Raw genomic sequence first — 25,242 nt, forward strand, 5'->3', positions numbered from 1 at the left:
GGCTGTTCAGGCCGTGGCGTCGGCCCGCGAGAACTGCCGGCGGTACACCGTCGGCGACACCTTGAACGCCGACAGGAAGTGCTTGCGCAGCGACACCGCCGATCCGAAGCCGGCGCCGGTCGCCACCTGCTCGACCGGATGGTCGGTCGTCTCCAGCAGCCGCTGCGCCAGCGCCAGCCGCTGGTTCTGCACCCACTGGCCGACGGTGGTGCCGGTGGATTCGCGAAAGCGCCGCGTGAAGGTGCGACGGCTCATCAGCGCGCGCCGGGCCAGGTCGTCCAGCACGTGCGGCACATCGAGGTGTCGGCCGAGCCACTCCAGCAGCGGCGCGAGGCGGTCGCGCTCGCCGGTGGCGGGCATGGGCTGCTGGATGTACTGCGCCTGCCCGCCCTGCCGGTGCGGCGCGACCACCATGCGCCGCGCGGCGCGGTTCGCCGTTTCAGCGCCGTAGCGCACGCGCAGCAGGTGCAGGCAGCAATCGATGCCCGCGGCGGTGCCGGCGGAAGTGAGCACGTTGCCGTCGTCCACGTACAGCACCTCGGGCTGCAGTTGCACCTGCGGGTATTGCTTTGCGAAAGCCGGTGCCAGCTTCCAGTGCGTGGTGGCCGGGCGGCCGTCGAGCAGGCCGGCCTCGGCCAGCACGAAGGCGCCCAGGCACAGGCCGACCACGGTGGCGCCTCGTCTGTGTGCGGCCTGCAGCGCGCGAATGAGCGCGGGCGGCGCGGCGCTGCCGTCGTCGCGCCATGAGGGCACCACCACGATCTGCGCGCGGCGGATCGCCTCCAGCCCGTGCGTCACGCCGAGCGTGAAGCCCGCGTTGGTCTGCAGCGGGCCGGGCTCGGGCGCGCACACGCGCATGCGAAAGCGCGGCGCGCCGTCTTCCGTGCGGTCTTCGCCGAAGACCATGCAGGGCACGGACAGGTGGAATGGGCTGATACCGTCGAAGGCAACGACGGCGATGGTTTCGACGGCAGGGCGGGTCATGGCCCGATCTTATCGATGAATGGCTTCCGGGCCACTTTCGGCAAAGGGCGACAACGCGAAGAATCAGGCCATCCCATCCACACACAAGAAAGAGCCCTTTCATGAGCAACACCGCCCCGCGCCGCGCCCTCGTCGTGATCGACGTGCAGAACGAATACTTCGAAGGCGGTGGCCTGCCGATCGAATACCCGCCCATCCTGGACACGCTGCCCAACGTGACCCGCGCCATGGATGCGGCGCACGCCGCCGGCACGCCGGTCGTCGTGGTCCGTCACCATGCGCCCAAGGGCGCGCCGGTGTTCCAGGCCGACACGCACAACGGCCAGCTCCATCCGGAGGTCGCGAACCGCCCGCGCGATCACCTGATCACCAAGACCTTCCCGAGCGTGTTCACGGGCACCGACTTCGCCGAGTGGCTCACCCGCCACGAGATCGACACGCTGAGCGTGGCGGGCTACATGACGCAGAACTGCGACGCATCGACCGTGTTCGAGGCGATGCACCGCGGCCTGAACGTGGAGTTCCTGGCGGACGCCAGCGGCGCGCTGCCTTACGAAAATGCGGCGGGCAAGGTCACCGCGGAAGAAATCCATCGTGTCTTCAGCGTGGTGTTCCACAGCAACTTCGCGGCGGTGACGTCGACTGCCGCGTGGATCACTGCGATGCAGGAAGGGCAGGTCATCGCGAAGGACAACGTGGTGATGTCCAACCGTCGCGCTCGCGGCGTCTGACGCGGCCTGCGTTTTAGGGGCGCTGCTGTTCAGGGCGGCACTCACGCCGACACGGTGCTCTTTTTCGCGAATGTCCCCCGCTTCGCTCCTCCTTTATTTCGCGAAAAAGAGCCCCGTATCGGCGCGAGCGTTGGACAGAGCAGTCGTTGATCGGCGATCACCAGCAGCGTGCCCCAGTGCGAATGGCACCAGGTGCTCCCCGCAGCGAAATAAAGGAGGAGCGAAGCGGGGGACATTCGCGGAGGGGAGCTCCTGGTGTCATTCGCACTCGCCCTGAATGAACCCGAACCCGAACCCACCCCGAACAACGAATCGGATCGCAGAAAACCTCAGAAGTCCGAGCACCCGTTGCGCTTCTCGGTATCCACGCAACTCGAAAGATTAGGCCGCGAGCGCACACGCGACCACTCGCGCGCAAGCACATCGCCCCCTTGCGCCGCGCGGTCGCCTTCCAACGGCCCAGTCGCAAAGCAGATCGGCGGCGGCCCGATGTTGCGGTCGTACAGCCAGGTGCTCGGCAGGTCCCGCAGAACATCGGGGCGCGGCAGGTTGGGCAACCCCGCGACGAGCAGATTGCCCGGCACCACGTTGACCGCATAGCCCTCGGCCGACGTAAAGACACCGTTGATCGGGTACACACCCTGCGGGCTCGACTGCACCGCTGGCGAACCAACGATGCCGAAGAAGCCCGCACCCGTGTCGCCAAGGATCAACCCACCGATGCCGTAGCTGAACAGCGGGTTCGGATAACCGAATGGCCGGCTCACATTGCCGATGACCACCGTGGCCGTTGGCTGCTGCGCGTAGATGAAGTGGTTGGCACCTGCGGGAATGTTCACCGAACACAGGCCCGAGTAGGCGCAGTGGTACAGGTTGGGATACAGCCCCGAACCCAGCAAACCGCCGCGCGTTTCGCCGACCCAGGTGTCAGCCCACACGCGCCACGGCGCGCCGCCGATCGTGTAGGCGCCGAGGTTCTGGAAACGCGAAGCCGCCACGAGGTCCGTGCCGTTCGTGCTGCTCACGTTGGTGCCCAGCAGCAGGTCGCCGGTCAGCGTGCGCACGAACACCGTGTCGGCCGCCATCGAGGTGGCCGCCTCCACCTGCGGCGCATTGCCGGCCGCATCGAATCCGACGACCGAGACCGACCCCAGTTGCACCGTATCGACATCGACATAGCGGAAGGCCCCGGCCGCACCGCCGCCGACCGTGGCCGCGCTGACGTTGTTCGGCGCCTGGTCGAGCAGCACGCTGCCACCGGTGGAGCGCGCCATCAGCGTGGTGGCCGTGATCGGTGCATTGGCGGCCTGCGTGATGTTGCCGCGCGAGAGCAGGCCGAGCTTCGGCACCGTGACCGCGCCGCCCAGGTTGATGTTGCCGCCGCCACCGTTCTCCAACGTGAGCGCCGAAGACAGCGACAGCGGGCCGACGACGTTGATGTCCGCCGCGTGCGCGTTGCTGCCGGCCACGATGGTGGACGCATTGAGCCGCGTGAACTCGTCCGCCGACACCGCGAAGCCCGTGGCCGCCGTGCCGCCGAGCGTGATGGGATTGGCCGTGCGGTCCACCGCGTTGCCCGTGGCATCCACGCCGCCGGGGCGCAGGTCGAGCACGTTGCCCGCGCGCACCGTGCCGCCGATCACCAGTGCATCGACCGCGCCGCCGTTGCTGGCACGCAGCACCACATTGCGGTTGCCGTCGACGCGTGCCGTTGGTGCGATGGTGACGCCCGCGCCGCCCGACTGCGATTCGCCGGCGATGTCGATGCTGCCCACGCCGAGCGTCGTGACCAGCGCGTTGTTGGCGATCAGCACGCCGCCCGAGGTGTCGCCGGCGGGGCCGGCCGTTGCGAGCCCGCGAATGGCGATGTTGCCGTCGACGCTGCGCACCAGCGCGTCGTTCAGCTCGACGCTCTGCACGGTCGTCGTGCCGAAGCTGGTCGTCGGCGCACTGCCGACGCCGACGATCTGGATGTCGCCACTGGTCGTGAGGATCTGGCTCCGTGCCGTGCCGTCGGCGATGCGCACGCCCGGGCCCTGCACGCCGATGCCCGAGATGGCCACGTTGCCCGTGCTGCTCTGGATGTTGACGCCGTTGAACTCGACCGTCGCGCCGGTGGTCGAGAAGGTGGGCACCCCGCGCTTGCCGGTGATCTGCACGAAGCCGCCGGGGCCCGCATCGCCCAGCGCGGTGATGCGCGTGTCGATCGTCGTGTTGTTCAGCTGGATGGCGCGGTTGCCCGTGCTGGTGGCGTCGGCATTCATCGTGACGTTGCCGCCGTCGGTCAGGATCTGCCCGCTGTACACGATGCCGTTGCCGAAGCCACCGCCGACGCCCTTGGCGTTGAAGACCACGTCGAGCGGGCCCGTGGTCGACCGGATGACCGTCGGCACGAACGGGCTGCACGGGAAGCTGGGGCACGGCGGCGGGTTCTGGCCGATGCCGTTGTTGGCATCGAGCCGGAACGTGACCGGCGTGGTGCCGACGGTGCGCTCGACCACGACGCCGCTGTCGAAGTTGATGTTGCCCGGGCTCGTGCCCGCGGTGCCGGTGGTGATGGTCACGCTGGTGCCCTTGTCGAGCGCCGCGTTGATGTCGCCGTCCTGGATGGTCGAGTTCATCACCGGAACAAAGGGGTTGGTGGGCAACGAACCCGGCCCGTTGCCATGCGCGATGGTGACGTCGAAGGGGTCGATCAACCAGGTACCCGCGGCGCCCACCGGCGCCGATGCATCGACGCGCAGACCCGACAGGTCGAAGTGCGGCGCCGAGGTTTCGATGAAGCCGCCGTTGCCACCCGCGCTGCCGCCGCGCGCCGACAGGCTGCCGAAGGCGCGCAGCGTGTCGCCCGCAATCACGCGCACGGAGCCGCCGTCGCCCGTGGCCGAGCTGGCATTGGCGGCCAGGCCAGCCTGGGCGCCGATGGCGATCACGTTGGTGGCGTTGATGTCGATGGTGCCGGCCTTGCTCGCGCCGCTCGCGTCGATGGTGGGAACGGTATAGACGTCGTCGACCAGCACGTTGCGTCCGGTGATCGCGACCGTGCCGCCTGCCCCGGTGCCGCTCGATACGTCGAGCATCGCGGTGCTCACCGGCAACGGAAAGTCGCTGTTGCCGAAACCGCGCGTCACGGACACGTCGCCGCCGCGGCCGTCAATGGCGATCCGGCCGCCTTCGGCACGGATGCCACCGTCGCCCCCGACGCTGATCGTCACGGCACTGGGGTCGGACGCGCCCGGCACCACGGCGCCCTGCCCGTTCACCTGGAAGCTCTTGCCGCCGGCGGTGCCAGCGACCGACACCTGCTGGCCCTTGCCGGCCACGATGTTGCCCCCAAAGATGGCCACCCCGTCGCCCGAGCCATAGCTCACGCCGTTGCCGTTGTTGGCTAGGCTCGCCGCGCGAACGAAGCCGGCGTCCGCGGAAAGATCCTGCAGGTTGCCGCCCGTGCCGTCGATGCCGACGCGCTCGCCCGCCACGATGACCGTGCCGGTCAGCGACACGCCGGTGTTGAGCCCCGTCACCACGGTGGGCGCGCCGACGCTGTCGTTGGGCGTGACTTCGCTCGCATAGACCGCGGCGGGATCGCTCGCCGTCCAGTTGCGCGAGCTGCCGACCACCGACACGTCGCCCGTGCCGGTGCTCAGCGCCGTGCCGCCACTGTCGGTGGCGCGCATTTCCACGCCGGCCGCACCGATGGCGCCCTGCCCCGTGATGGCGATGTTGCCGGCGCCCGTGGTCAGGCTGCCGCCCGCAATGAGCACGCCGCCCGCGCTCACGTAGTAGGCGGGGTCGCCGCTGGCGGAGCTGCTGGTGCCCTGCCCGCGCAGGCTGATGGCGCCGGTGCCGCCGCAGGAGCCCGATGCCATCGCGCAGGTGGAGAGATGACTGTCGGAGAGCGTGACGCCCGCCAGCGCGACTTGCGGGCCGCCGTCCGAGTCGGCCGTGCCGCCGACCGCATACCCCGCGACCGCGTCGCGCTGTCCGTAGAAGCGGATGTTGCCGCCGTTGGTGGCGATGTTCGCGCCCGACAGGACGATCGCGCCGCCGGCCTCGCCCTTGTCCGCATTGGCGTCGAAGTCCACATGCAGCGCGCCGGCATTCGACTGGATCGACGATCCCGAGAGCATCCGGATGTTGCGCAGCGAATCGACCGTGAGCCGCGCGTCGCGCCCTTCGGACTTCACGATGCGGGTGCCGTCCTCGAAGACCACGTCGGGCGCGCGGCCGTCATTGGGGGGGGCGCTGTTGCGCAAGGTGACGTCGGTCGCGTGGCCCAGCGCGTAGCCGATGGCGCCGGTGCTCACGCGCGTGTCCGCCGTGTTCTGCGCGTAGCTCGACGGGTCGTAGGCCGGCGTGGTGCTGTCCACGTTGAGCGTGCCGATGGCATCGGCGACCCAGACGCCGTTGGCGCCCGTAGCGCCGCCCGCCGCGTCGATCCTCGCCGCATTGCTGATCTCGAGCTGCCGCGCACTCGTGGTGATGGTGCCGCCGGCGCCGCTGCCCGCGCCGCGCGCCTGGAGCTGGCCCGAGACATGCACGAAGTCGGCGCTGAGGCCGACCGTGCCGCCGGCGCCGTTCACGCCATTTGCGCCTGTGGCGTTCGCGCTCCACACCGCGTCGGGCGACATGCTCACCGCATTGACGCCTGTCACCTGGATCTTGCCGCCCTGGCTGCCGCCGGCATCGGCAGTGCCGGTCAGGCGCACATAGTCGGCCTGCGCGGTGATGCTGCCGCCGGCCACGCCTGCGTCGGTGCCGCTCGCATCCAGTTTCCCGCCGAGCAGCATCTCGTTGGAGCGCGCCTTCGACTGGCCCGCGTCGAGCACGATCTCGCCGTTGCGCGAGGACAGCGATCTCGCCTGGATCACGCCGGTCTGGCTCACGACCAGATGCCGCGCATCGACATCCGCCGCGGCGGCCATCAGCACCACGCGCCCGCCATCGGCCGAAACAACGCCCCACTGCTTGTTGTTGTTGCTCTTGTCGATGCTCCCCACGTTCATGAGCTGTGCTGTCGCCGTCGGGTCGCTGGCCTGCAGGTCCGCCAGCTTGAAGGTGGTCCGCCCGTCCACCGGCACCGTGAAGGTCGTGAGCCCGTCGCCGTCGAAGTCCAGATTCATCGTGAGCTTGCTGGCCGACACCAGGCCCACCGAGCCGCGCGCGACATCGATGTTGCCTTCGTTGCGCACCGAGCCGCCGACCAGCGCCACCGTGCCGCCCGGCGATGCGATGATCGTCGCGCCGCTTTCCACCTTCACCTGTGCCACGCTGTTCGCCGGCCCCATGAAGACGAACTGGTCGCCCTTGCCGAGCGGCCTGTCCTGCATGCCCGCCGGTATGAAATTGCTGTCGTCGATCTTCAGGGTCGACGCCACCAGCCCGCCCACGTTCACCGACGATCCGCTGCCGAACACAATGCCGCTCGGGTTGATGAGGAACACGCTGCCGCCCGGCAGACCCGGACTGCCCAAGAGCGATGTCTTCAGCGTGCCGTCGATGCGCGACGCCTGGATGGTGAAGCCATCGCCCACCACGCGGTTGAGCAGCACGGCGCGAGTGCTCGGCTGCACGATGTTGACCGTGCCGCCCGCGCCGATCGAGAAGGTCTGCCAATTGGCGATGCCGCGCTGGAACTGCTGGTTGATGGTCATCAGCGCGCCGATCTGCGACATCGTGACCCCGCTGTTCATCGGCGTGGTGAAGCCACCGGGCATCGTCACATCCGCCATGGCCGGGCCGAGGCCGGCACACACCAGCGACAGCGCAAGAGGCCGCAGCGCAAGGCCATGCAGCGGCCGTTGACGGGAAAGGTTGCGTTGCTTCATGGTCAGAACGCCTTGATGAGCTGCACGTACAGCCGTGGGTTGCGGCCACCGCCGTCGGCCTGCGCCGCCGGTGTTCCCGCGCGCCAGGCCAGCGTCGCGTTGATCGAGAAATTGCCGGGCCGCGACCAGCTCAGGCCCACGCCGTAGCCGCGCAGGCTGTGGCTGTTGATGCCGTCGTAGGGCGTCGGGTTGCGCACGATCTTTCCGCGCGCCGCGTCGTAGAACAGGAAGGGCGTGAGTTCTTCGTTGAGCGACCAGCGCCATTCGGCCGTGCCGATCAGGCCCTGGTCGACCAGCAGTTCGCCCGAGGGGTAGGCACGCACGGCGCGCGCGCCGCCCAGCGCGAGCTTTTCCGATGCGTCGAGATTTTTGCTGGCCCATTGGCCGCCGAGCGAAAGGTACAGCGAATGGCGCGGCACGATGGCCTGCAGGCGCGACAACTGGAAACTGAGCTTGGTGAAGCCGCCTTCGGTGCGGTGGCCCGTGATGCTCTGGTCGAACTCGCGGCTCTCGCTGTCCTTGATCGACAGGTTGCCGTGGTACAGCGTGCCCGAGCTGGCCCAGTAGCCGCCGCCCAGAAGCTCGTCGCGGCGCTCCCACGTCCAGCCCACGCTGAGGCCGTGCACGCGCTTCTTCGAGGTGAAGTCGGCTGCGCGCAGTTCGTCGGTCAGGTCTTTCACGTCGATGCCCAGGCGCAGAAACAGGTTCTGCTGCCGCTGGCGAATCAGCGGGTAGTTGAGCGAGAAGTCGAGCACGTTGGCGCGGCCGCGCGCTTCGAGGTCGACGAACTGTCCGCCCAGCTCGTAGCTCACGCGCGAGATGCCGATGCCCGCGCGCAGGCCGCTGGTGCCGATGGGCGCTTCGTACGCGATGCGGCCGAACTGCAGCGCATTGCTGTTGGACACCATGACGCGCATGTCGAGGTTGTCGCCGATGCCGAAGGGGCTGAGCCAGCGCGCGGTGCCGCCCACGCGGTAGCGGCCCGATTCCTTGGTGCCCTGGTTGTCGCCCTCGGCCGTGAAGGCCCAGCGCGGTGCGGCCGCCACTTCGACGGACAGGTCGGTGGTGCCGGCCTGCGTTCCTTCCTGCAGGCCAGATGACACCTTGATGCCGGGCTGGTCGGACAGCAGCAGCATCGCGCGTTCGTAGGCGGGCGCGCTCACTGCTTCGCCGGGTTGCAGCGGTGCGAGAAAACCGCGCACGCGCGCCTCGCTGATGGGTGCATCGGGAGCCACCACCACGTCGACCTTGCCGAGGCTGCCTTCGATGACGCTGATCTCGACGATACCGTCGCGCACGGTCTGCACGGGCACCACGGCTTGCGCGAGGAAGTAGCCGCGTTCCTTGTAGCGTGCGGTGATGGCCTTGGCGAGTTCTTCGAGGTCGCCGAGCGTGACGTCGCGGCCGATGTAGGGGGCGGTGATGGATTGCAGCTCTTCGTTGCTCAGCGCCTTGACGCCGTTGAGCCGCAGGTCGTTGAGCTTGAACGATGTGCCTGGGGGGCGCGGTGGCGCGGGCAGGCTCTGCGGTGCGACGGCACCGGTGGCTTGTGCGAGTGGCCGGTCGCAGGTGCCGCAGGGGTCTTGTGTCAGCAGCAGCGTGTTGGTGTCGGCGTCGGCCGCGTGGGTGCGTTGGGCGGCGACGAGCAACGTGGCGCCGACCAGGGCGGTTACTGCAAGGGCGATGGGGTTGGGCCGTTGGAGAGCGCGCATTTCAGTGCTCCGCCGCGCGTTGTGCTGCGGGTTGTTTTTGCTGTTTTTCTTGGCGCTGCTGTTCAGGGCGGGTGCGAATGACACCAGGTGCTCCCCTCCGCGAATGTCCCCCGCTTCGCTCCTCCTTTATTTCGCTGCGGGGAGCACCTGGTGTCATTCGCACAGGGCACGCTGCCGGTGATCTCGCGATCAACGACTGCTCTGTCCAACGCTCGCGTCGATACGGGGCTCTTTTTCGCGAAATCAAGGAGGAGCGAAGCGGGGGACATTCGCGAAAAAGAGCACCGTGTCGGCGTGAGCGTCGCCCTGAAGAACAGCAGCGCTCAGAACGACGCTCTTCAAACAAGACACAAAGAGCCAAAGAGAAGGTTTCCATCCGAGTGGCCAACATTTCAACTCCCGACAGTGAGGCGCCAGTTGCCGATCAGGTTGAACGGCGCCCAGAAGAAGGGGTGAGACATCTTGGGGTCCTTCAACACGGCGAGCTGCCCGGCCTGCATGGCCTTCTGGATGTCACGACCCTTGGCCAGCTCGCCATAGAGCGTGCTCATGAGAACGGCCGTCGCGTCGTCCGACACCGGCCACAATGACGCGATCAGGCTGGAGCTGCCGGCCGAGAGAAAGGAACGCGTGAAGCCCAGCACCTCGTCGCCCTGCGCGATGCGCCCCAGCCCCGATTCGCAAGCCGACAAGGTGACCAGCGCCGTGCCGTCCATCGGCATTTCGAGGATCTCGTGCGCTTCCAGAAAATTCTGCTTGCCGCCTTCATTGGCCAGCAGGATGCGCGAGTACAACGGGTCGACCGCATCGGCCTCCGCATGCGCCGCCACGTGCATCAGCGGCGAGCGCGAGGCCACGTCGCGGAACTGCGTCTTGGTGGCGGCTGCGCCCATGTAGACGGTGTTGCGCGGGAACAGTTGCGCGAGCTGTTTCACCTCGGACTCGGCACCGGGCAGGTCGTACTTGTCTTCGATGCGCGGATTGCCGAAGGCCACCAGCGATGCGCTCACGCGCGGCGTGCGCTGCGCCAGTTGAACGGCGATGCTGATGGACGGCGCCACCGACACCGGGTGCGTCTCGATCACATAACGGCCGTCCAGGCGCAGCGCCTGGAACGGCAGGTAGTGCAACGGGCCGTGCGGCACGACGATCAGCCGCTGGCCCGGTGACAGGCCCAGCGGACCGAGCAACGCGGCGCCCAGCTTGTCGGCGTTGGTGATGGCCGTGCGACGGCCGCGCACGATGGAGTTGCGAAAAGTCTCGACCAGCTCGTTGAGATCGTCGCGCTTCACTGCCACCGTCTTCTCGGTGATGCTGCTCGAACTGACGAGCCACACCACCAGCCGGTCGGGCAGCGAATGGAACTGCACCACGCGCTCGTCGGGCGCCAGCGTGCGCTGCAGCGCGGCAAGGTCGACGGTGTTGGCGGCCTGGTCGTTGATCTTCGCGCGGCCGCGCACCGCGTCGAGCAGCGCGCGCGAGCGGCTGTGCTCGCTGACCTCGAAGGCCTCGCGCGCATCGCCCGCGTCGCTGTAGATCGACACGCCGCGCTCGAACACCGTCTGCAGGTCCGAGAACAGGCCCATCTTGAATTCTTCGCTGCGGAACTTGGCGCGCACCTTGTCGACGTCGCCGAGCGCACGGCCCACCGCTTCGGCCGCGGCCTGTTTCTGGCCGAGCGCGAGTTCGCTGCGCGCCACGCCGTCCCAGGCCCAGAGACGGTAGTACTCGGTGTCGACGCCGACCTGGCGCGCGGTGAGCGCGCGGTACGCATCGCGGGCTTCGGCTGGCTTGTTCTCGGCCAGCAGCAGGCGCGCGCGGGTGCGGTCGAGCTGCGCGGTGAGCGGTGCGTCCTTGGGCGGCGCCATGGTGCCGAGCACTTCGCGTGCGCGCACCGCATCGCCCGATTCGATCAGCGCATTGACCAGCGAGGCCTGCACCAGCGGCGCATAACGCGACGAACTGTTGGCCAGTGCTTCGTCATAGCTGAGCACGGCGCCGGAGAAATCGCCGCGCCGCGTGCGCACGTCGCCGATCACTTTCTGCACCGGGCCGACGACCAGCTTGGGGTCGCGCGCCGGATGCTTGAGCGCTTCGCGTGCAAACTCTTCCGCTTTTTCGAGCTGGCCCGAATAGCTGTAGACGATGGCGAGATCGCGATTGGCCATCGCCATCAGGTTCGGATCGTTGGTGGCGTTGGCCAGGTGCAGCGCCTTGCTGGCGGCACGCACGCTCTGGCGAAACTCGCCGGCCTCGGCCAGTGCGACGGCCTGGCTGCAGTACTGGTAGCCCGAGAGCTTGACCGCGTCCTGCCCGTAGAGCACGGCACCTTCGCTGGTCAGTGCCAGCAAGGTGTCGGTGTCGGCCAGACGCGCCTGCTCCATGCGGTCGGCGGCGGCTTCGGCACCCGATGCCTGTTGTTGCTGTGGCTGTTGCTTCTGCGGCTGCTGCGCCGTCGCCGAAGGACCGAAGCCCAGGAGAAGAACGCCTGCAAGCCCGAGTGCCGTTGCGATCCCCGCACGATGACGTGCAGGGCGTCTCCACCCCCATCTCGATATCCACGCCATTGGATCCCCCGCGCGCGGCCCATGCGCCCGCCGGAAGCGGGCGGTCGACGCGGCGAAAGTGCGCGCCGTTCAGGCCTCGTGGGGAAAGTCTAGGAGCGGGCTGTGGCCGCGCCTATTCGCAATACGGTCTAGCGCAAAAGGACTACCGGACTGATCGGGCTCGTTGATTTTTCGATGTCGAGTACGTCACACATTGCGCGTTGAATTCGAGGTGCGCGTCCCATGCGCAGGGCTGGGTGACCATTGTTTGCAGTGTTGGCTGTGTAGCGCCCGCAGACTGCGCGACTTCTTCTCCTGTCACGGAAGATGTCGATGCCGCGCACACTCTCAGTTCGCTCCCCCGCGATCCCTCTTGTTCTTGGACTGCCCGCGCTGGAGCCCGTGCGGTTGTCAGGGCACGAGGGGCTCGACAGCCTCTTTGCCTACGAGCTTCTCCTCAAGACCCCGGATGCATTGAACCTCGGCGCCTCGGGTGCGGCCGACTTCGATCTGGATGGATTCATCGGCCGGGAGATCGCTTGCTCGATCGAACTCGATGGGGGCTCTGCCCGCCAGATCAACGCCCTGATCACCGATGCCGGCATGTGGGGCGACCCGGACCTGCCGCTGTGCACAGGAAGGGTTCACAACCAGGCCAACCAGCCGCCCTGGGCGCTGCCGGGCCAGTCGGCGCTCAGCGGCTTTCGATCCAGAACGCTCACGAGCGAAGGCGGCAACAGCGCCAGCGCCCGAGCCGGACTGCATCGCATGGTTGTCGGCATGTACTACTGGCAGCTGAGGCGCGTCGAGGCGAATGTCAAACGCGACCCAGACAAGCTCTTCGAATTCGCTGACATTCTTCCAACCGAACTTCCCCTGGCACGAAAGGCCGCCTATGACCTCCTTGAAAGCGTGGGCCTCGGCGGCCTGTCCATCGACGTGGATGCGATGGCCAAAGCCGAGGGAGGCGGCACTGGCTACCGCATGCAGCTCTGGGAAGAAGACAGCTTCGCGTGCGACGAGTTGGTCAAGCGCCTTTGGAGCGGTAATCCTGACAACCAGTTGCCTGAACCCGGCTTTTGCACAACTGCTCTCCGCTACGCCATCCAGGCTCGGGGGAACAGCGCCTCAGGAGCAGCCAGTCATGCAAACTGAAGCCGAGAAGAAGACCCAGCGCGAGGCTTACAAGGTCGAAGCCCAGAGAGCCCAGGCTGCCTATGACAACTTTCGCTACACCGATGCGCAGCGCGAACAGACCATCGAGTTCATTGGCGCGGCCATGAAGGTGATTCGCGGTGAGGCCGAGTTCGACAGTCTGAAGCGATTACTCCCCGTCATCCGCACCGGCATGGGACTGAAGCCGGAAACCATCGCCAGGTTCGATTTTGATTCGAGTTTCTTGAATAAGTGGACCGGCATCGACGTGAGCACAATCCCGAAGCGGGATGGGAGCACGGGCTTCGAGCCAGTGTGGTTCCAGATCGATTTCCGTCCCGAAATGAACATCTCGCGCGAACGCCTGGAGAAATTGCTGGAACTCAAGGTCGTACGCGGGTGGACAACGACTGGGGGAAATCTGGTGTGGGAGGGGGCAAATCTCGAAGGGCTGCCAGATTTCAACGGCGGCTCATTCTTGTATTCACCACTGAAGCAGCCCCAGGAAGATTTTGATATTGAGGTCAGACTCACCTACTTGAACGGCCCCGACAAAGACCCCTGGACCGCCGCAAGGCTCAGTGATATTCAGATCCGCCGGATGTACCTGACCCCCGAGCAGATCAAGACGCGCAACGACTAGAAGCGCAGTCAACTACCTCGAACAAGAGCCGGGCAGGAAGCCTCTGCAGCCGGCGCATCCCAAACCCTCACGCCGGCACCGCATCGATATTCACCCGATCCCAATGCCGATGCCTCGCAATCGCAGCAATGAAGTCATTCGCAATCTGCGTCGCTGCCGTCGCGTCACCCAGGTTGGTCACCGGCGTGGCCGCAACCACGACACCCGCGGGCGCATCGGCGTCCGCCGCAATGCCCAGCGTGGACAACAACTGCACGCCCTCGCCCACCGTGCAGATCGCCTTGCAATGCTTGTACGCCTCCAGCACAAAGTGCACCGCATCGCCGATGCCCGCGAGTGCCGTGGCGCTGTCGCTGCCCGCAGGCACCAGCACCGCGTCGAACATCACCGACGGCGTGTTGGCAAAAGTCATGTCGACATCGATCTGCCGCTTGGACGCGCTGGCCACGGTGCCGAGCTTCGGGCCCACCACCTTGCATTGCGCGCCCGCCTGTTCGAGTGCATCGCGGATCGGCTTGAGCGAGGCCGAGTCGACGCCATCGGCCACGAGGATCGCGACCTTGCGTGTGCGGATGGAGCCATCGCCGGTGTCGGCCATGCTCAGCGCCGGTGACTCGTCGATCGGCAGCGCGATACGGTGGTCGCGAAAGCCCGCGCGACCGGCTGCCGCCTTGGCATCGGGCTCGCCGATGCCCAGCGGCTCGGCCACGCGGCGCGCGAGTTTCTCGTCGACGTGCGCAAGGTTGTCGACCATGCGCTGACGGATCGCGGGCACTTCGAGCTTGGACAGCTCGAAGCGGAAGGCCGCGACGATGTGTTCCTTCTCGGCCGCGCTCTGGCTGTTGAAGAACAGGCGTGCCTGCGTGAAGTGATCGTCGAATGAAGGGCTGCGCCTGCGCACCTTCGGTGGATCGATCTCTTCGGGAAACGACTGAAAACCGTTGCTGCCGCCATCGACACGGAACTCGGCGCCGCCGCTGCCCAGCGTGTTGGGCTCATAAGCCACCTGGCCGCGCGCAATGGTCTGGCGGTGCATGCCGTCGCGCTGCATGTTGTGGAACGGGCACACGGCCTTGTTGATCGGCAGTTCGTGAAAGTTGGCGCCGCCCAGGCGCGAGATCTGCGTGTCTGTGTACGAGAACAGACGCCCCTGCAGCAGCGGGTCGTTGCTGAAGTCGATGCCGGGCACCACGTGGCCGGGGTGAAAGGCCACCTGCTCGGTCTCGGCGAAGAAGTTGTCGGGGTTGCGGTTGAGCACCAGCTTGCCGATCTTCTGCACGGGCACCATTTCCTCGGGAATGAGCTTGGTGGGGTCGAGCAGGTCGAAGCCGAGCGAATGCTCCTTGTCCTGCGGAATGATCTGCACGCCGAGCTCCCATTCAGGGAAGTCGCCGTTCTCGATCGCTTCCCACAGGTCGCGGCGATGAAAGTCGGCGTCCTTGCCGGCAATCTTCTGTGCTTCGTCCCACACCAGCCCGTGGATGCCGAGCTTGGGCTTCCAGTGGAACTTCACGAAGTGGCTTTCGCCGCGGCCGTTGATGAAGCGGAAGGTGTGGACGCCAAAGCCTTCCATCATGCGCAGGCTGCGCGGAATGGCGCGGTCGCTCATGGCCCACATCAGCATGTGGGTGCTCTCGGGCATCAGTGAAGCGAAGTCCCAGAAGGTGTCGTGCGCGCTCGCGGCCTGCGGCATCTCGTGGTGCGGCTCGGGCTTCACGGCGTGGATGAGGTCGGGGAACTTCATCGCGTCCTGGATGAAGAACACCGGGATGTTGTTGCCCACGAGGTCGTAGTTGCCTTCGCGGGTGTAGAACTTGACGGCGAAGCCGCGCACGTCGCGCACCGTATCGGCGGATCCGCGCGAGCCGGCCACGGTCGAGAAGCGCACGAAAACGGGCGTCTTCGCGTCCGGGTCCTGCAGAAAGTCGGCGCAGGTGAACTGCGACATCGACTTGTAGACCTGGAAGTAGCCATGCGCCGCAGAGCCACGCGCATGCACGGCGCGTTCGGGAATGCGCTCGTGGTCGAAGTGCGTGATCTTCTCGCGCAGGATGAAGTCTTCGAGCAGCGTGGGCCCGCGCACGCCGGCCTTGAGCGAGTTGTGGTTGTCCGGAATCTGCAGGCCCTGGTTGGTGGTCAGGGTCGAGGGATGTTCGACGGTGAAGCCCTCGAGCTGCTGCTGCTTGGCGTTGCTGCCGTCCCCCGCCTTGGTGCTGGCGCGGCGGCCTGCGGCGGCCTTGTTCTGTGGCGTCATCGTGGACCTGGAATCTTTCATGGGGTGGGCGCTCAGCCCGCTTCGTTGCTGTCGAGGAACATGTCCAGCACATTCACCAACGCGACCAGGCAGATGCAACCCGCAACGGCGGCAACGGCCCAGACAAGGATCTCGTCACCCCATGCGGAGGTGAGCGAGTCGAAAAGCGATGAGATCTCCATGATTCCCTCCAAGGAAGCAGACAGACGCACTGGCGCGCGGTGGTGGCGGATGCAAGCGAAATGCAAGGTTATGTTTCGCGCGGGCCGCCACCCGTAGTGGCCGCCCTCCCCCCTCTGTGGGAGAACAAGCGGCTGCGCGGTAGGAGCGCGCCGACAGCGCATCGCGGCGGCCTACGCGGCTTCGGGCGTCCTGGCCGCGCGACGCGCACGGGCGTCTCGCATAGCATGGCCGCAAGACGGCATCAATCGTGCTTGCTGTCTTCACCGTGTCTCGCGCACCGGGCGCAATCACCCGGATCACCCAGGGAAGAAAGAAAGAACGCCATGCAGATCAGGATCGGTTTCGACATCGAACTCGGCGTCACCGCCCCCACGGCGTTGATCTACATGCTGCAGGTGCATCCGTCGCGCACGGCCGACCTGCAAGGCAGCGAGCACATCACCATCAGCCCGCCGCTGCTGACCGACCACTACCGGGACAACTTCGACAACCACTGCGCGCGGGTGCACGTGCCTTTGGGCGTGAGCAGCGTGCGGCTGCGCAACCATGCGGTGGTGTACGACACCGGCTGGCCAGACCCAGTGGACCTGGGCGCCATCGAGCATGCGGCGGCCGACCTGCCGGTGTCGACCTTGCCGTTCGTTCTGCCCAGCCGCTACTGCGAGGTCGACGGCGAATTGCTGCAGTTCGCCTGGGCGAACTTCTCGAACGTCACGCCGGGCTGGTCGCGCGTGCAGGCGATCTGCGACTTCGTGCACCGGCACCTGCGCTTCGACTACCAGAACGCGCGCGCCACGCGCACCGCGCTCGAGGGTTATCGCGAAGGCACAGGCGTGTGCCGCGACTTCGCGCACCTGGCGATCACGCTGTGCCGCTGCATGAACATTCCGGCGCGCTATGTGACCGGTTACCTGGGTGACATCGGCATTCCGCCGGTGCGCTATCCGATGGACTTCAGCGCGTGGTTCGAGGTGTACCTGGGCAACCGGTGGCACACCTTCGATGCGCGCCACAACACGCCGCGCATCGGCCGTGTGGTGATGGCGCGCGGGCGCGATGCGGCTGATGTGCCGATCACGATGGTGTTTGGGGCGAACACGCTGCAGCGGTTTGATGTGACGACGGAAGAAGTGCTGCAGTAGTTCTGGTTTTTCTCCTTCCCCTTCCGGGGGAAGGCCGGGATGGGGGCTCGGCGGCCTTCGATCAGGCGCTGCGCCTTTTTGGGAGGCCGTCGTGCCCCCACCCCAACCCTCCCCCAGCGGGGGAGGGAGCAATGCAGGCCGCTATTTGTTTGTTTGCTGCAGCCTCAGGCCGCGCCAGCCACCGCCCCAAGCTGGCGTTCGCTCGGACGCGCGAAGTAGAACCACTCGGCACCAGGCAGCGCCATCGCGTTCGGGAACACGATGAAGCCATCGTCGGGTGCGTTCAGCATCGTGCCGTCGTGGCGCATGCCGATGGGTTCGCCGCGCTGCACTTCGTCGAAGGTGGCCCAGTCGCGCACGAAGCTGTCGTCCTCGTGCAGCCGGTCGGTCACGCTCGCCAGGCGCAGCAGCCTGGGCGGCTGGGCAGATGCGCCCGCAAAGCCCGCTGGCAGCGGTGCCATGCCCAGCAGCGCGAGCGTGCGGCGGATGGCGCGCCACGCCACCTCGGGCGCCTGTGGGGCTTGATGCTGGCCGCATTCGAGCGTGACGCCGTAGCCGCCGCAACTGCGGATGTATTCGTTGGTGCCGCGGCCGAAGTCGATCGCCGCTTCGTCGGCCGGCGCACCGCCCGCGCGCTGCGCAAGGCCGGCCGCGTAGATGTCGAGCCAGCCTTCCACCACGATGGGCGTGCCGATGTGCAGTGCGAGCTGGCCTTCTTCGTACGAGCGGGCGAAGGGTTCCAGCGTGCCGGTGTTGTCGCGCGGGCCGATCATCGCGAAGGCCTCGCCCTCGCTCTGAAAGGAATGCAGGTCGAGCAGCACCTCGTGGCGCGCGATCACGGGCGCCAGCCGGTTGGTGATGCGGGCTTCGTAGTCGGCGGGCTCTTCGCTCGGGCGAAACAGCCGGTTGAGATTGCGCTCGCCCTCGCGTTGCAGACGGCGGCGCGCGAGCGGGTTGGCGACAGGCACCAGGGTCAGCTCGCCGCGCTGCAGTTGCAGCATGCCGGTGTCGAATTCAGCCAGGATGCGTTCGATGCCTTCGGTGCCGCAGGTCTCGTCGCCGTGCACGCCCCCGATCACGAGCAGACGCGGGCCGGGGTTCAGCGAGGCAAAGGTATGGATGCGCAGGCTGTCGGTGGCCGCGCCGTCAAAAGGGTCGGAAGACATGCGGAGGATTATTGCGGAGCGCTTTCCCCACGCGCAAAGGCACTATTTATTTCGTAGCGGCCTTTGTTTTGGCGATGCGGCTGTTCAGGGCGGGTGCGACGCCCTGAACGAACAGCAGCGCCAAGAACACCCAAAGTCAAAAGCGCAAAAGACCCTAAGCGCCAACACCAGCCAACTGCTTGCGCATGTCGGCAATCACGGTCCCATAGTCCTTGGCATTGAAGATCGCGCTGCCAGCCACGAAAGTGTCCGCACCGGCCGAGGCCACGCGCGCGATGTTGTCGGCCTTGATGCCGCCGTCGACTTCCAGGCGGATGTCGCGACCGCTCTGCTCGATGCGCTTGCGCGCGAGTTCGATCTTGCGCAGGGCCGAGTCGATGAAGCTCTGGCCGCCGAAACCGGGGTTCACGCTCATGATGAGGATGAGGTCGATGTCGTCGATGGCCCAGTCCAGCGCCTCCAGCCCCAGGCCCGGGTTGAACACCAGCCCGGCCTTGCAGCCGGCATGCTTGATGGCCTGGATGCTGCGGTGCACGTGGGGCGAGGCATCGGGGTGGAAGCTGATGTAGTCGGCGCCCGCTTGCGCGAACGAGGCCGCCAATGCGTCGACCGGCTGGATCATCAGGTGCACATCGACCGGCACCGGGGTGCCGTCCGCCTTCTTGGCGTAGGGCTTCAGGGCCTGGCAGATCATCGGGCCGAAGGTCAGGTTCGGCACGTAATGGTTGTCCATCACGTCGAAATGGATCCAGTCGGCACCGGCCGCGATCACGTCGGTCAGTTCTTGGCCGAGGTGCGCGAAGTCGGCGGACAGGATGGAGGGCGCAATGCGGAACGGGGTGCTCATGCCCGGGATTCTCGCAGCCGGCGCAAGTCCGAGGAAAGGGCTCCGTTACCATCGCGCCCATGTCACACAGCCCCTTCAGCGTACAAGTCGAACCACGCTACCTGGCCGACCAGTCCTCTCCCAAGGACAACATCTACACCTTTTCGTACACGATCACCGTCACGAACACGGGTTCGGTGGCCGCCCAGCTCATTGCCCGCCACTGGCTCATCAACGACGCCTCGGGCCATCCGCAGGAGGTCAAGGGCCTGGGCGTGATCGGCCAGCAGCCGCTGCTGGCACCCGGCGAATCCTTCCGCTACACCAGCGGTTGCCGCCTGCAGGCCGCCAGCGGCACCATGCACGGCAGCTTCTTCGTGGTCACGGAAGAAGGCGAACGCTTCGATGTGCCAGTCCCGATGTTCGTGCTCGAAGCCGACATTGGCGGCGCCCCAATTTCACGCGTCTTGCACTGAGCACGACGCCCTTTTTTCTTTCCCCCGCTCCCCATGGCTGCTGCATCTCGCGACTTGCAGGGGCTGCTTGCCGGCCTCGACCCCACGGCCGATGTGGCGCAGCGCCACATCTGGCTCATCAATCTCTTCGATTGGCTGCGCGGTGACCGCGCCTCGCCGCAGGCGGCCATGAGCCGCGTGCAACTGCTGCTTGACGCCATCGAGGCGCGACCCGAGCTGCGCGAACGCCTGCGCGCCTGGTGGCGCGCGTTCACGCAGACGGTCGACCTGACGACGCTGCTGGCCGACTACGGCTTCGCGCCGCGCACCGCCTTCGCCAGCGAGCTGGGTGAGCGGCTGCGCCGCAAGATCCTGCCCGGCACGCCCGAGACCACCGATGCGTCGGACCTGTTCCGCATGGTGCTGCCGGGCGTGTTCGATGCGGGCTGGATCGCGCTGCTCGACGAAACCCAGCTCGGGCGCATCGGCGCGCTGCTCGCCGACGCCGCGCTGGACGCGGACGGCGCGCCGCGCTGGCGCCACACGGTGATGGACGCCGTCACCTACTGCGCCAGCCAGGTGGTGGCGGCGGGCTTTTCGCCCGAACTGCGGCTGCGCATGAGCACCGAGCAGGCCGCATCGCGCCCCTTCCACGCCTTGATGGCCGACCTGGACGAACTGCGCGAGCAGATGTTCGAGCAGCCGCCCGGCGAAGAAAGCGACGAAGCACTGCAAGCCGCCTTCGTGGCCTTTCGCGACCGGCTCGACGCCTGCCGCGCGAGCGCCTCCTCGGTCTACACGCACCTGGAAGACAACGGCATCTCGGTCGGCCTGGTGTTCCGGCTGCGCCAGTTGCGCGAGCGCGTGCTGCGCATCCGCGAACTGCTCGACTGCCTGATGTCGCCCAACCCCGCGCCCAGCGTGGCACGGCTGATGGGCCGGCTGGTGCTGGCGGGCGGCGAGCGCAACAGCATCCGCGCGCTGATCGCGTCGAACTCGTCGATGCTCGCGGCCAAGGTGACCGAGCGCAGCGCCGAGACCGGCGAGCACTACATCACCCGCGACCGCGCCAGCTACGCGCAGATGGTGAAGAAGGCGGCCGGCGGCGGCGCGCTCACGGCCATCACCGTGCTGCTGAAGTTCAGCATCTATGCGCTGGGCCTGTCGGCCTTCTGGGCGGGCCTGAGTTCGGGGCTGATGTATGCGGCGAGCTTCGTCGCAATTCAATTGCTGCACCTGACGCTGGCCACCAAGCAGCCCGCGATGACGGCGCCCGCGCTGGCGGCGCGGCTGCGGGACATCAAGTCGGATGCCGCCGTCGATGACTTCGTCGACGAGGTTGCCAACCTCGTGCGCTCCCAGGTGGCGGCCGTGCTCGGCAATGTGCTGGTGGTGGTGCCGGCCATGCTCGGGCTGGCGCTGCTGGTGCAATACGCGCTGGGCCGGCCGCTGCTCGACGCGGCGCATGCCGCGTCCACGCTGCATTCGCTGTCGCTGGCCGGGCCGACCGCGCTTTACGCGGCAATCACCGGCATCCTGCTGTTTTCGGCCAGCATCATCGCCGGATGGACAGAAAACGCCTTTGTCCTGCATCGCATGGACTCCGCCATGCGTTACAACCCACGCATCGGCGCTTTTCTGGGCGCCGCACGGGCCCGCCGCTGGGCCACCTTCATGCGCACACACATCTCAGGCTTTGCCTCCAACATCTCGCTCGGCCTCATGCTCGGACTGCTGCCCGCGTTCGCGGGTTTCTTCGGGCTCGGGCTGGACGTGCGCCATGTGACGCTCTCGGCCGGGCAGATTGCCGCGGCCGCCGCGTCCACGGGGCTGTCGGTGTTGCAGCAGCCTGCGCTGTGGTGGGCGGTGGCGGCGATTCCGGTCATCGGCGCGCTCAATGTGAGCGTGAGTTTCTATTTCGCCTTCCGGCTGGCGCTGCGCGCGCACAGCGTGAGCCTGGGAGACCGCGCACGCATCCGTAGCGCGATCTGGGCCCGCTGGCGCAGCCGGCCCATCAGCTTCTTTCTACCTGCATGAATTTGACGAGCTTCATCAACGATCTGCTGGGTTTCTGGTCCGAATGGGTGCGCCCCTCGGCCGGCCTGCCCACCGTGCTGTGGTCCCTGTTGCTGGCCGCGGCCGCGGTCTCGGGCCACCTGGTGCGCCGCTACCTGGGCTTGCCCAAGGTGATCGGCTATTCGCTGGTGGGCGCGGTGGTGGGCTTTGCGGGGTTCGAGGGCGCGATCTGGCCGCTGCGTGGCATCAGCCTTTTCCTGCTTGAACTCGGCGTGGCCGTGGTGCTGTTCGAGGCCGGCGGGCGGTTGCCGCTGCGCTGGTTCCGCCACAACCCGATGGTGCTGGTGCAGAGCCTGCTCGAAGCCACACTCACCTACTTCGGCGTGTTCTGGGTGCTGATGCTGCTGGGCCTGCCCGAGCCGGTGGCCAACCCGATCGCGCTGATGGCCATCGTCGCTTCGCCGGCGGTGCTGAGCCGCGTGATCATCGACACCCGCGCCGCCGGCCCGGTGACCGAACGCGCGATGACGCTGGCCACGCTCAACACCTTCTATGCGCTGGCGCTCGGCTATGCGCAGGCCGGCCTGATCGAACGCGCGCCGCAGACGCTGCTGCAAAAGCTCTACCCGGTGGCGGTGGTGCTGGGTCTGTCCTTCGTGGTCGGCGCGATCGTGGCGCTGGCCCTGCGCTCGGCCCTGCGGGTGATGAGCCCGACGAGCGAGAACACGTCGATCCTGCTGCTCGCGCTCATCGCGGCGGGCGCCGCGCTCACGGCGCATGTCGGCGGCTCGGCCCCGCTGGCGGCGCTGATCGGCGGCGTGCTGCTGAAAACACTCAACCCCAAGCCCTGGGCCTGGCAACGGCAACTGGGCACCGCGGCGTCGCTGTTGACCATGCTGATGTTCGTGCTGGTGTCCATCGTGGCGGCGCAGGCCGACTGGACACTGCCCGTGGCCAGCGTGGTGCTGGCCGTGATCGGCGTGCGCCTGGTCACCAAGATCGCCGGCGTGGCCATTGCCAACCCGGGCAGCGGCGCCAGCTGGAAGCAGGCCTTCTGGGTCGGCTGCGCGATGTCGCCGCTGTCGTCGATCGCATTGCTGATCGCCTCGAACTTTGCCAGCGCCTCGCCCCTGCTCGGCACCATGATCACGCAGGTCGCCCTGCCCTCGATTCTCTTGATGGAAGTGGTGGGCGCGGTGCTCGCCACCGTGGCCATTCATGCGGTGGGTGAAAGCTCGGTGCCATGGGTGCCACAGGCCTTCAGCACCACGGAAGACACGCAGCGATGAGCACAGCCATTCCCACCATCGACCCGGACAGCGACGACGTGCGTTCGGCGCCGCTGGCGGCCGATCCCGCGAGCCGCATGGTTAAGCTGGAGCCGTTCAACAAGTCGGAAGCGCTGTCGCTCGGCGTGGAGCTGGAGCTGCAGCTCGTCAACACGCACGACTACGACCTCGCGCCGTATGCCGAAGACATGCTGCGGCTGATGGCGCAGACGCCGCTGCCCGGCAGCGTGGTGCCCGAGATGACGTCGAGCATGATCGAGATCTCGACCGACATCTGCCATTCGGCGCAGGACGTGATCACGCAGCTTTCGCCCATTCGCGAAGCGCTGATCCGCAATGCCGACAAGCTCAACATCGCGGTGGTCGGCGGCGGCACGCATGCCTTCCAGCAGTGGCATGAGCGCCGCATCTACGACAAGCCGCGCTTTCGCGAACTGTCGGAGCTGTACGGCTACCTGAGCAAGCAGTTCACCATCTTCGGCCAGCATGTGCACATCGGCTGCCCCGATGCCGATGCGGCGCTGCTGATGCTGCACCGCATGTCGCGCTACATCCCGCACTTCATCGCGCTGTCGGCCTCGTCGCCGTTCGTGCAGGGGCAGGACACGCAGTTCGACTCGGCCCGGCTCAACTCGGTGTTCGCATTTCCGTTGTCGGGCCGCGCGCCCTTCACGCTGAGCTGGAAGGAATTCGAGGCGTATTTCGAGCGCATGACCCGTACCGGCGTCGTGCGCAGCATGAAAGACTTTTATTGGGACATCCGCCCCAAGCCCGAGTTCGGCACCATCGAGATCCGCGTGTTCGACACGCCGCTCACCGTCGAGCGCGCCGCCGCGCTCGCGGGCTATGTGCAGTCGCTGGCCGCGTGGTTCCTGCAGGAGCAGCCCTTCGAGCCTTGTGAAGACGACTACCTCGTCTACACCTACAACCGTTTCCAGGCCTGCCGCTTCGGGCTCGACGCGGTGTATGTCGACCCGGCCACCGGCCAGCACATGCCGCTGCGCGACCACATCCTGATGACGATGACGCAGCTCGAATGGCACAGCGAGGCGCTCAACGCCACGCAGGCGTTGGGCGAATTGCGCACCAGCGTCGAGGCCAACCGCAACGATGCGCGGTGGCTGCGGGAGAAGCAGGGGAAAGAGCGGTTGTTGGCGGAAGTGGTGCGGCAGGCGGCGTTGAGGTTCAGAGGGCAGGCCTGAACGTCTTGCTCCTTCCCCCTTTGGGGGAAGGCTGGGATGGGGGCGGGCAGAGCGCCCGATGGATACGCCGCGAGCCCCCACCCCAACCCTCCCCCGGAAGGGGAGGGAGAAAGACAGCCTCCCCACCCCTTATGCTCCCACCCCATGGGTGAATTCGACCTGATCACACGCTACTTCAAACGTCCCGCCAAGCGCTCCCCGCTCGGCGTGGGTGACGACTGCGCCTTGCTCGCGCCGGCCGCGGGCATGCAGCTCGCCGTTTCTTCCGACATGCTGGTCGAGGGGCGGCACTTTCTCTCCACCGTCGATCCGGCGCGGCTGGGCCACAAGGCGCTGGCGGTGAACCTCAGCGACCTCGCGGCCTGCGGCGCGAAGCCGTTGGCCTTCACGCTCGCGCTGGCGTTGCCGGGCGTGGACGAGCCCTGGCTCGAAGGCTTCTCGCGCGGCCTCTTCGCGCTGGCCGACGCGCACGGCTGCGAACTGGTGGGCGGCGACACCACGCGCGGGCCGCTCAACATCTGCATCACGGTGTTCGGCGAAGTGCCGGCTGGCGCGGCGCTGCTGCGTTCGGGCGCGCGCGCCGGCGACGACATCTGGGTCAGCGGCACGCTGGGCGATGCGCGGCTGGCGCTGGAGGTGTTTCGCGGCACGCTCGCGCTGTCGGCCGATGCCTTCGAGTCGGCGCGCACGCGCATGGAACAACCCACGCCGCGCGTGGCGCTGGGCCAGGCGCTGCGCGGCACGGCCACGTCGGCGGTGGATGTGAGCGACGGGCTGATCGGCGACCTGGGCCACATCCTCGGATCGAGCGGCGTGGGCGCCACGCTCGATGCCGATGCGGCGATCGCGTTGATCTCGGTCGAGGCGCCGGGCCTTGGCAAAGAAATCCTGCGCACCTGCGCGCTGTCGGGCGGCGACGACTACGAGCTGGTCTTCACCGCGCCGCCGTCAGCACGCGATGCCGTCGAACAGGCCGGCAAGGACAGCGCAACACCCGTCACGCGCATCGGCCGCATCGATGCCGAAACCGGCCTGCGCATCGTCGATGCGAGCGGCGCGCTGGTGGCGCAGCGCTTCGGCTCGTTCGATCACTTCGTCTGACCCCTGCCC

General features: G+C 67.2%; 17 protein-coding genes. 9 read left to right on the plus strand and 8 right to left on the minus strand.

Going from position 1 to position 25,242, the window contains the following annotated elements:
- Positions 1 to 6: 6 nt before the first annotated feature.
- Complete coding sequence (locus ACSFB7_RS09120) at positions 7 to 984, minus strand: GlxA family transcriptional regulator (RefSeq protein WP_435469186.1); 978 nt, start codon at positions 982 to 984, stop codon at positions 7 to 9.
- Positions 985 to 1,085: 101 nt separating this feature from the next.
- Between ACSFB7_RS09120 and ACSFB7_RS09125 the strand changes: the two genes are divergently transcribed.
- Positions 1,086 to 1,715 carry a cysteine hydrolase family protein gene (locus ACSFB7_RS09125; protein WP_435469188.1) on the plus strand — a complete coding sequence of 210 codons (630 nt, stop codon included), beginning with the start codon at positions 1,086 to 1,088 and terminating at the stop codon, positions 1,713 to 1,715.
- A gap of 329 nt (positions 1,716 to 2,044) precedes the next feature.
- Here the strand turns inward: ACSFB7_RS09125 and ACSFB7_RS09130 are convergent, their stop codons facing one another.
- From ACSFB7_RS09130 to ACSFB7_RS09140, 3 genes are all read right to left on the minus strand, one after another.
- On the minus strand, positions 2,045 to 7,543 hold the full coding sequence (locus ACSFB7_RS09130; RefSeq protein WP_435469190.1) for a two-partner secretion domain-containing protein: 5,499 nt from the start codon (positions 7,541 to 7,543) through the stop codon (positions 2,045 to 2,047).
- Between the two features lie 2 nt (positions 7,544 to 7,545).
- Positions 7,546 to 9,255: a ShlB/FhaC/HecB family hemolysin secretion/activation protein gene (locus ACSFB7_RS09135; protein ID WP_435469192.1), complete on the minus strand. Its 1,710-nt coding sequence runs from the start codon at positions 9,253 to 9,255 to the stop codon at positions 7,546 to 7,548.
- Between the two features lie 392 nt (positions 9,256 to 9,647).
- On the minus strand, positions 9,648 to 11,639 hold the full coding sequence (locus ACSFB7_RS09140; RefSeq protein ID WP_435469194.1) for a CHAT domain-containing protein: 1,992 nt from the start codon (positions 11,637 to 11,639) through the stop codon (positions 9,648 to 9,650).
- Positions 11,640 to 12,134: 495 nt separating this feature from the next.
- On the opposite strand from ACSFB7_RS09140, the gene ACSFB7_RS09145 reads away from it, so the two are divergent.
- On the plus strand, positions 12,135 to 12,956 hold the full coding sequence (locus ACSFB7_RS09145) for a hypothetical protein (protein ID WP_435469196.1): 822 nt from the start codon (positions 12,135 to 12,137) through the stop codon (positions 12,954 to 12,956).
- A complete protein-coding gene (locus tag ACSFB7_RS09150; protein WP_435469198.1) occupies positions 12,946 to 13,599 on the plus strand; it encodes a hypothetical protein in 654 nt (217 codons plus the stop codon). The genes ACSFB7_RS09145 and ACSFB7_RS09150 overlap by 11 nt, the downstream gene beginning before the upstream one ends.
- A gap of 67 nt (positions 13,600 to 13,666) precedes the next feature.
- On the opposite strand, the gene katE is transcribed toward ACSFB7_RS09150, so the two are convergent.
- Positions 13,667 to 15,853 carry a catalase HPII gene (gene katE, locus ACSFB7_RS09155; protein WP_435469200.1) on the minus strand — a complete coding sequence of 729 codons (2,187 nt, stop codon included), beginning with the start codon at positions 15,851 to 15,853 and terminating at the stop codon, positions 13,667 to 13,669.
- 32 nt (positions 15,854 to 15,885) lie between these two features.
- Positions 15,886 to 16,035: a hypothetical protein gene (locus tag ACSFB7_RS09160; protein WP_435469202.1), complete on the minus strand. Its 150-nt coding sequence runs from the start codon at positions 16,033 to 16,035 to the stop codon at positions 15,886 to 15,888.
- A 324-nt stretch (positions 16,036 to 16,359) separates the two neighbouring features.
- On the opposite strand from ACSFB7_RS09160, the gene ACSFB7_RS09165 reads away from it, so the two are divergent.
- Entirely contained in the window at positions 16,360 to 17,178 is an 819-nt protein-coding gene (locus ACSFB7_RS09165) for a transglutaminase-like domain-containing protein (RefSeq protein ID WP_435469204.1), read from the plus strand.
- A gap of 164 nt (positions 17,179 to 17,342) precedes the next feature.
- On the opposite strand, the gene ACSFB7_RS09170 is transcribed toward ACSFB7_RS09165, so the two are convergent.
- Both ACSFB7_RS09170 and rpe read right to left on the minus strand, forming a co-directional pair.
- Positions 17,343 to 18,344 (minus strand): M14 family metallopeptidase, encoded by a 1,002-nt coding sequence (locus ACSFB7_RS09170; RefSeq protein WP_435469206.1) that lies wholly within the window; start codon positions 18,342 to 18,344, stop codon positions 17,343 to 17,345.
- A 154-nt stretch (positions 18,345 to 18,498) separates the two neighbouring features.
- The gene (gene rpe / locus ACSFB7_RS09175) at positions 18,499 to 19,191 is read right to left on the minus strand and encodes a ribulose-phosphate 3-epimerase (protein WP_435469208.1); all 693 of its coding nucleotides are present in this window, start codon (positions 19,189 to 19,191) and stop codon (positions 18,499 to 18,501) included.
- A 59-nt stretch (positions 19,192 to 19,250) separates the two neighbouring features.
- Here rpe and apaG point away from each other — a divergent pair, with 59 nt between their 5' ends.
- The 5 genes from apaG to thiL all read left to right on the plus strand — a co-directional run bounded on the left by apaG (position 19,251) and on the right by thiL (position 25,233).
- On the plus strand, positions 19,251 to 19,646 hold the full coding sequence (gene apaG / locus ACSFB7_RS09180; protein ID WP_435469210.1) for a Co2+/Mg2+ efflux protein ApaG: 396 nt from the start codon (positions 19,251 to 19,253) through the stop codon (positions 19,644 to 19,646).
- Between the two features lie 33 nt (positions 19,647 to 19,679).
- Positions 19,680 to 21,662, plus strand: a complete 1,983-nt coding sequence (locus tag ACSFB7_RS09185) for a site-specific recombinase (protein WP_435469211.1) — start codon at positions 19,680 to 19,682, stop codon at positions 21,660 to 21,662.
- Positions 21,659 to 22,930, plus strand: a complete 1,272-nt coding sequence (locus ACSFB7_RS09190; RefSeq protein WP_435469213.1) for a cation:proton antiporter — start codon at positions 21,659 to 21,661, stop codon at positions 22,928 to 22,930. The genes ACSFB7_RS09185 and ACSFB7_RS09190 overlap by 4 nt, the downstream gene beginning before the upstream one ends.
- Positions 22,931 to 23,007: 77 nt before the next feature.
- Positions 23,008 to 24,132 (plus strand): YbdK family carboxylate-amine ligase, encoded by a 1,125-nt coding sequence (locus tag ACSFB7_RS09195; protein ID WP_435469959.1) that lies wholly within the window; start codon positions 23,008 to 23,010, stop codon positions 24,130 to 24,132.
- Between the two features lie 144 nt (positions 24,133 to 24,276).
- Complete coding sequence (gene thiL / locus ACSFB7_RS09200) at positions 24,277 to 25,233, plus strand: thiamine-phosphate kinase (protein WP_435469215.1); 957 nt, start codon at positions 24,277 to 24,279, stop codon at positions 25,231 to 25,233.
- The last annotated feature ends 9 nt before the right edge of the window (positions 25,234 to 25,242 follow it).

The organism is Variovorax raffinosi (assembly GCF_051216615.1).
Classification (GTDB): domain Bacteria; phylum Pseudomonadota; class Gammaproteobacteria; order Burkholderiales; family Burkholderiaceae_C; genus Variovorax.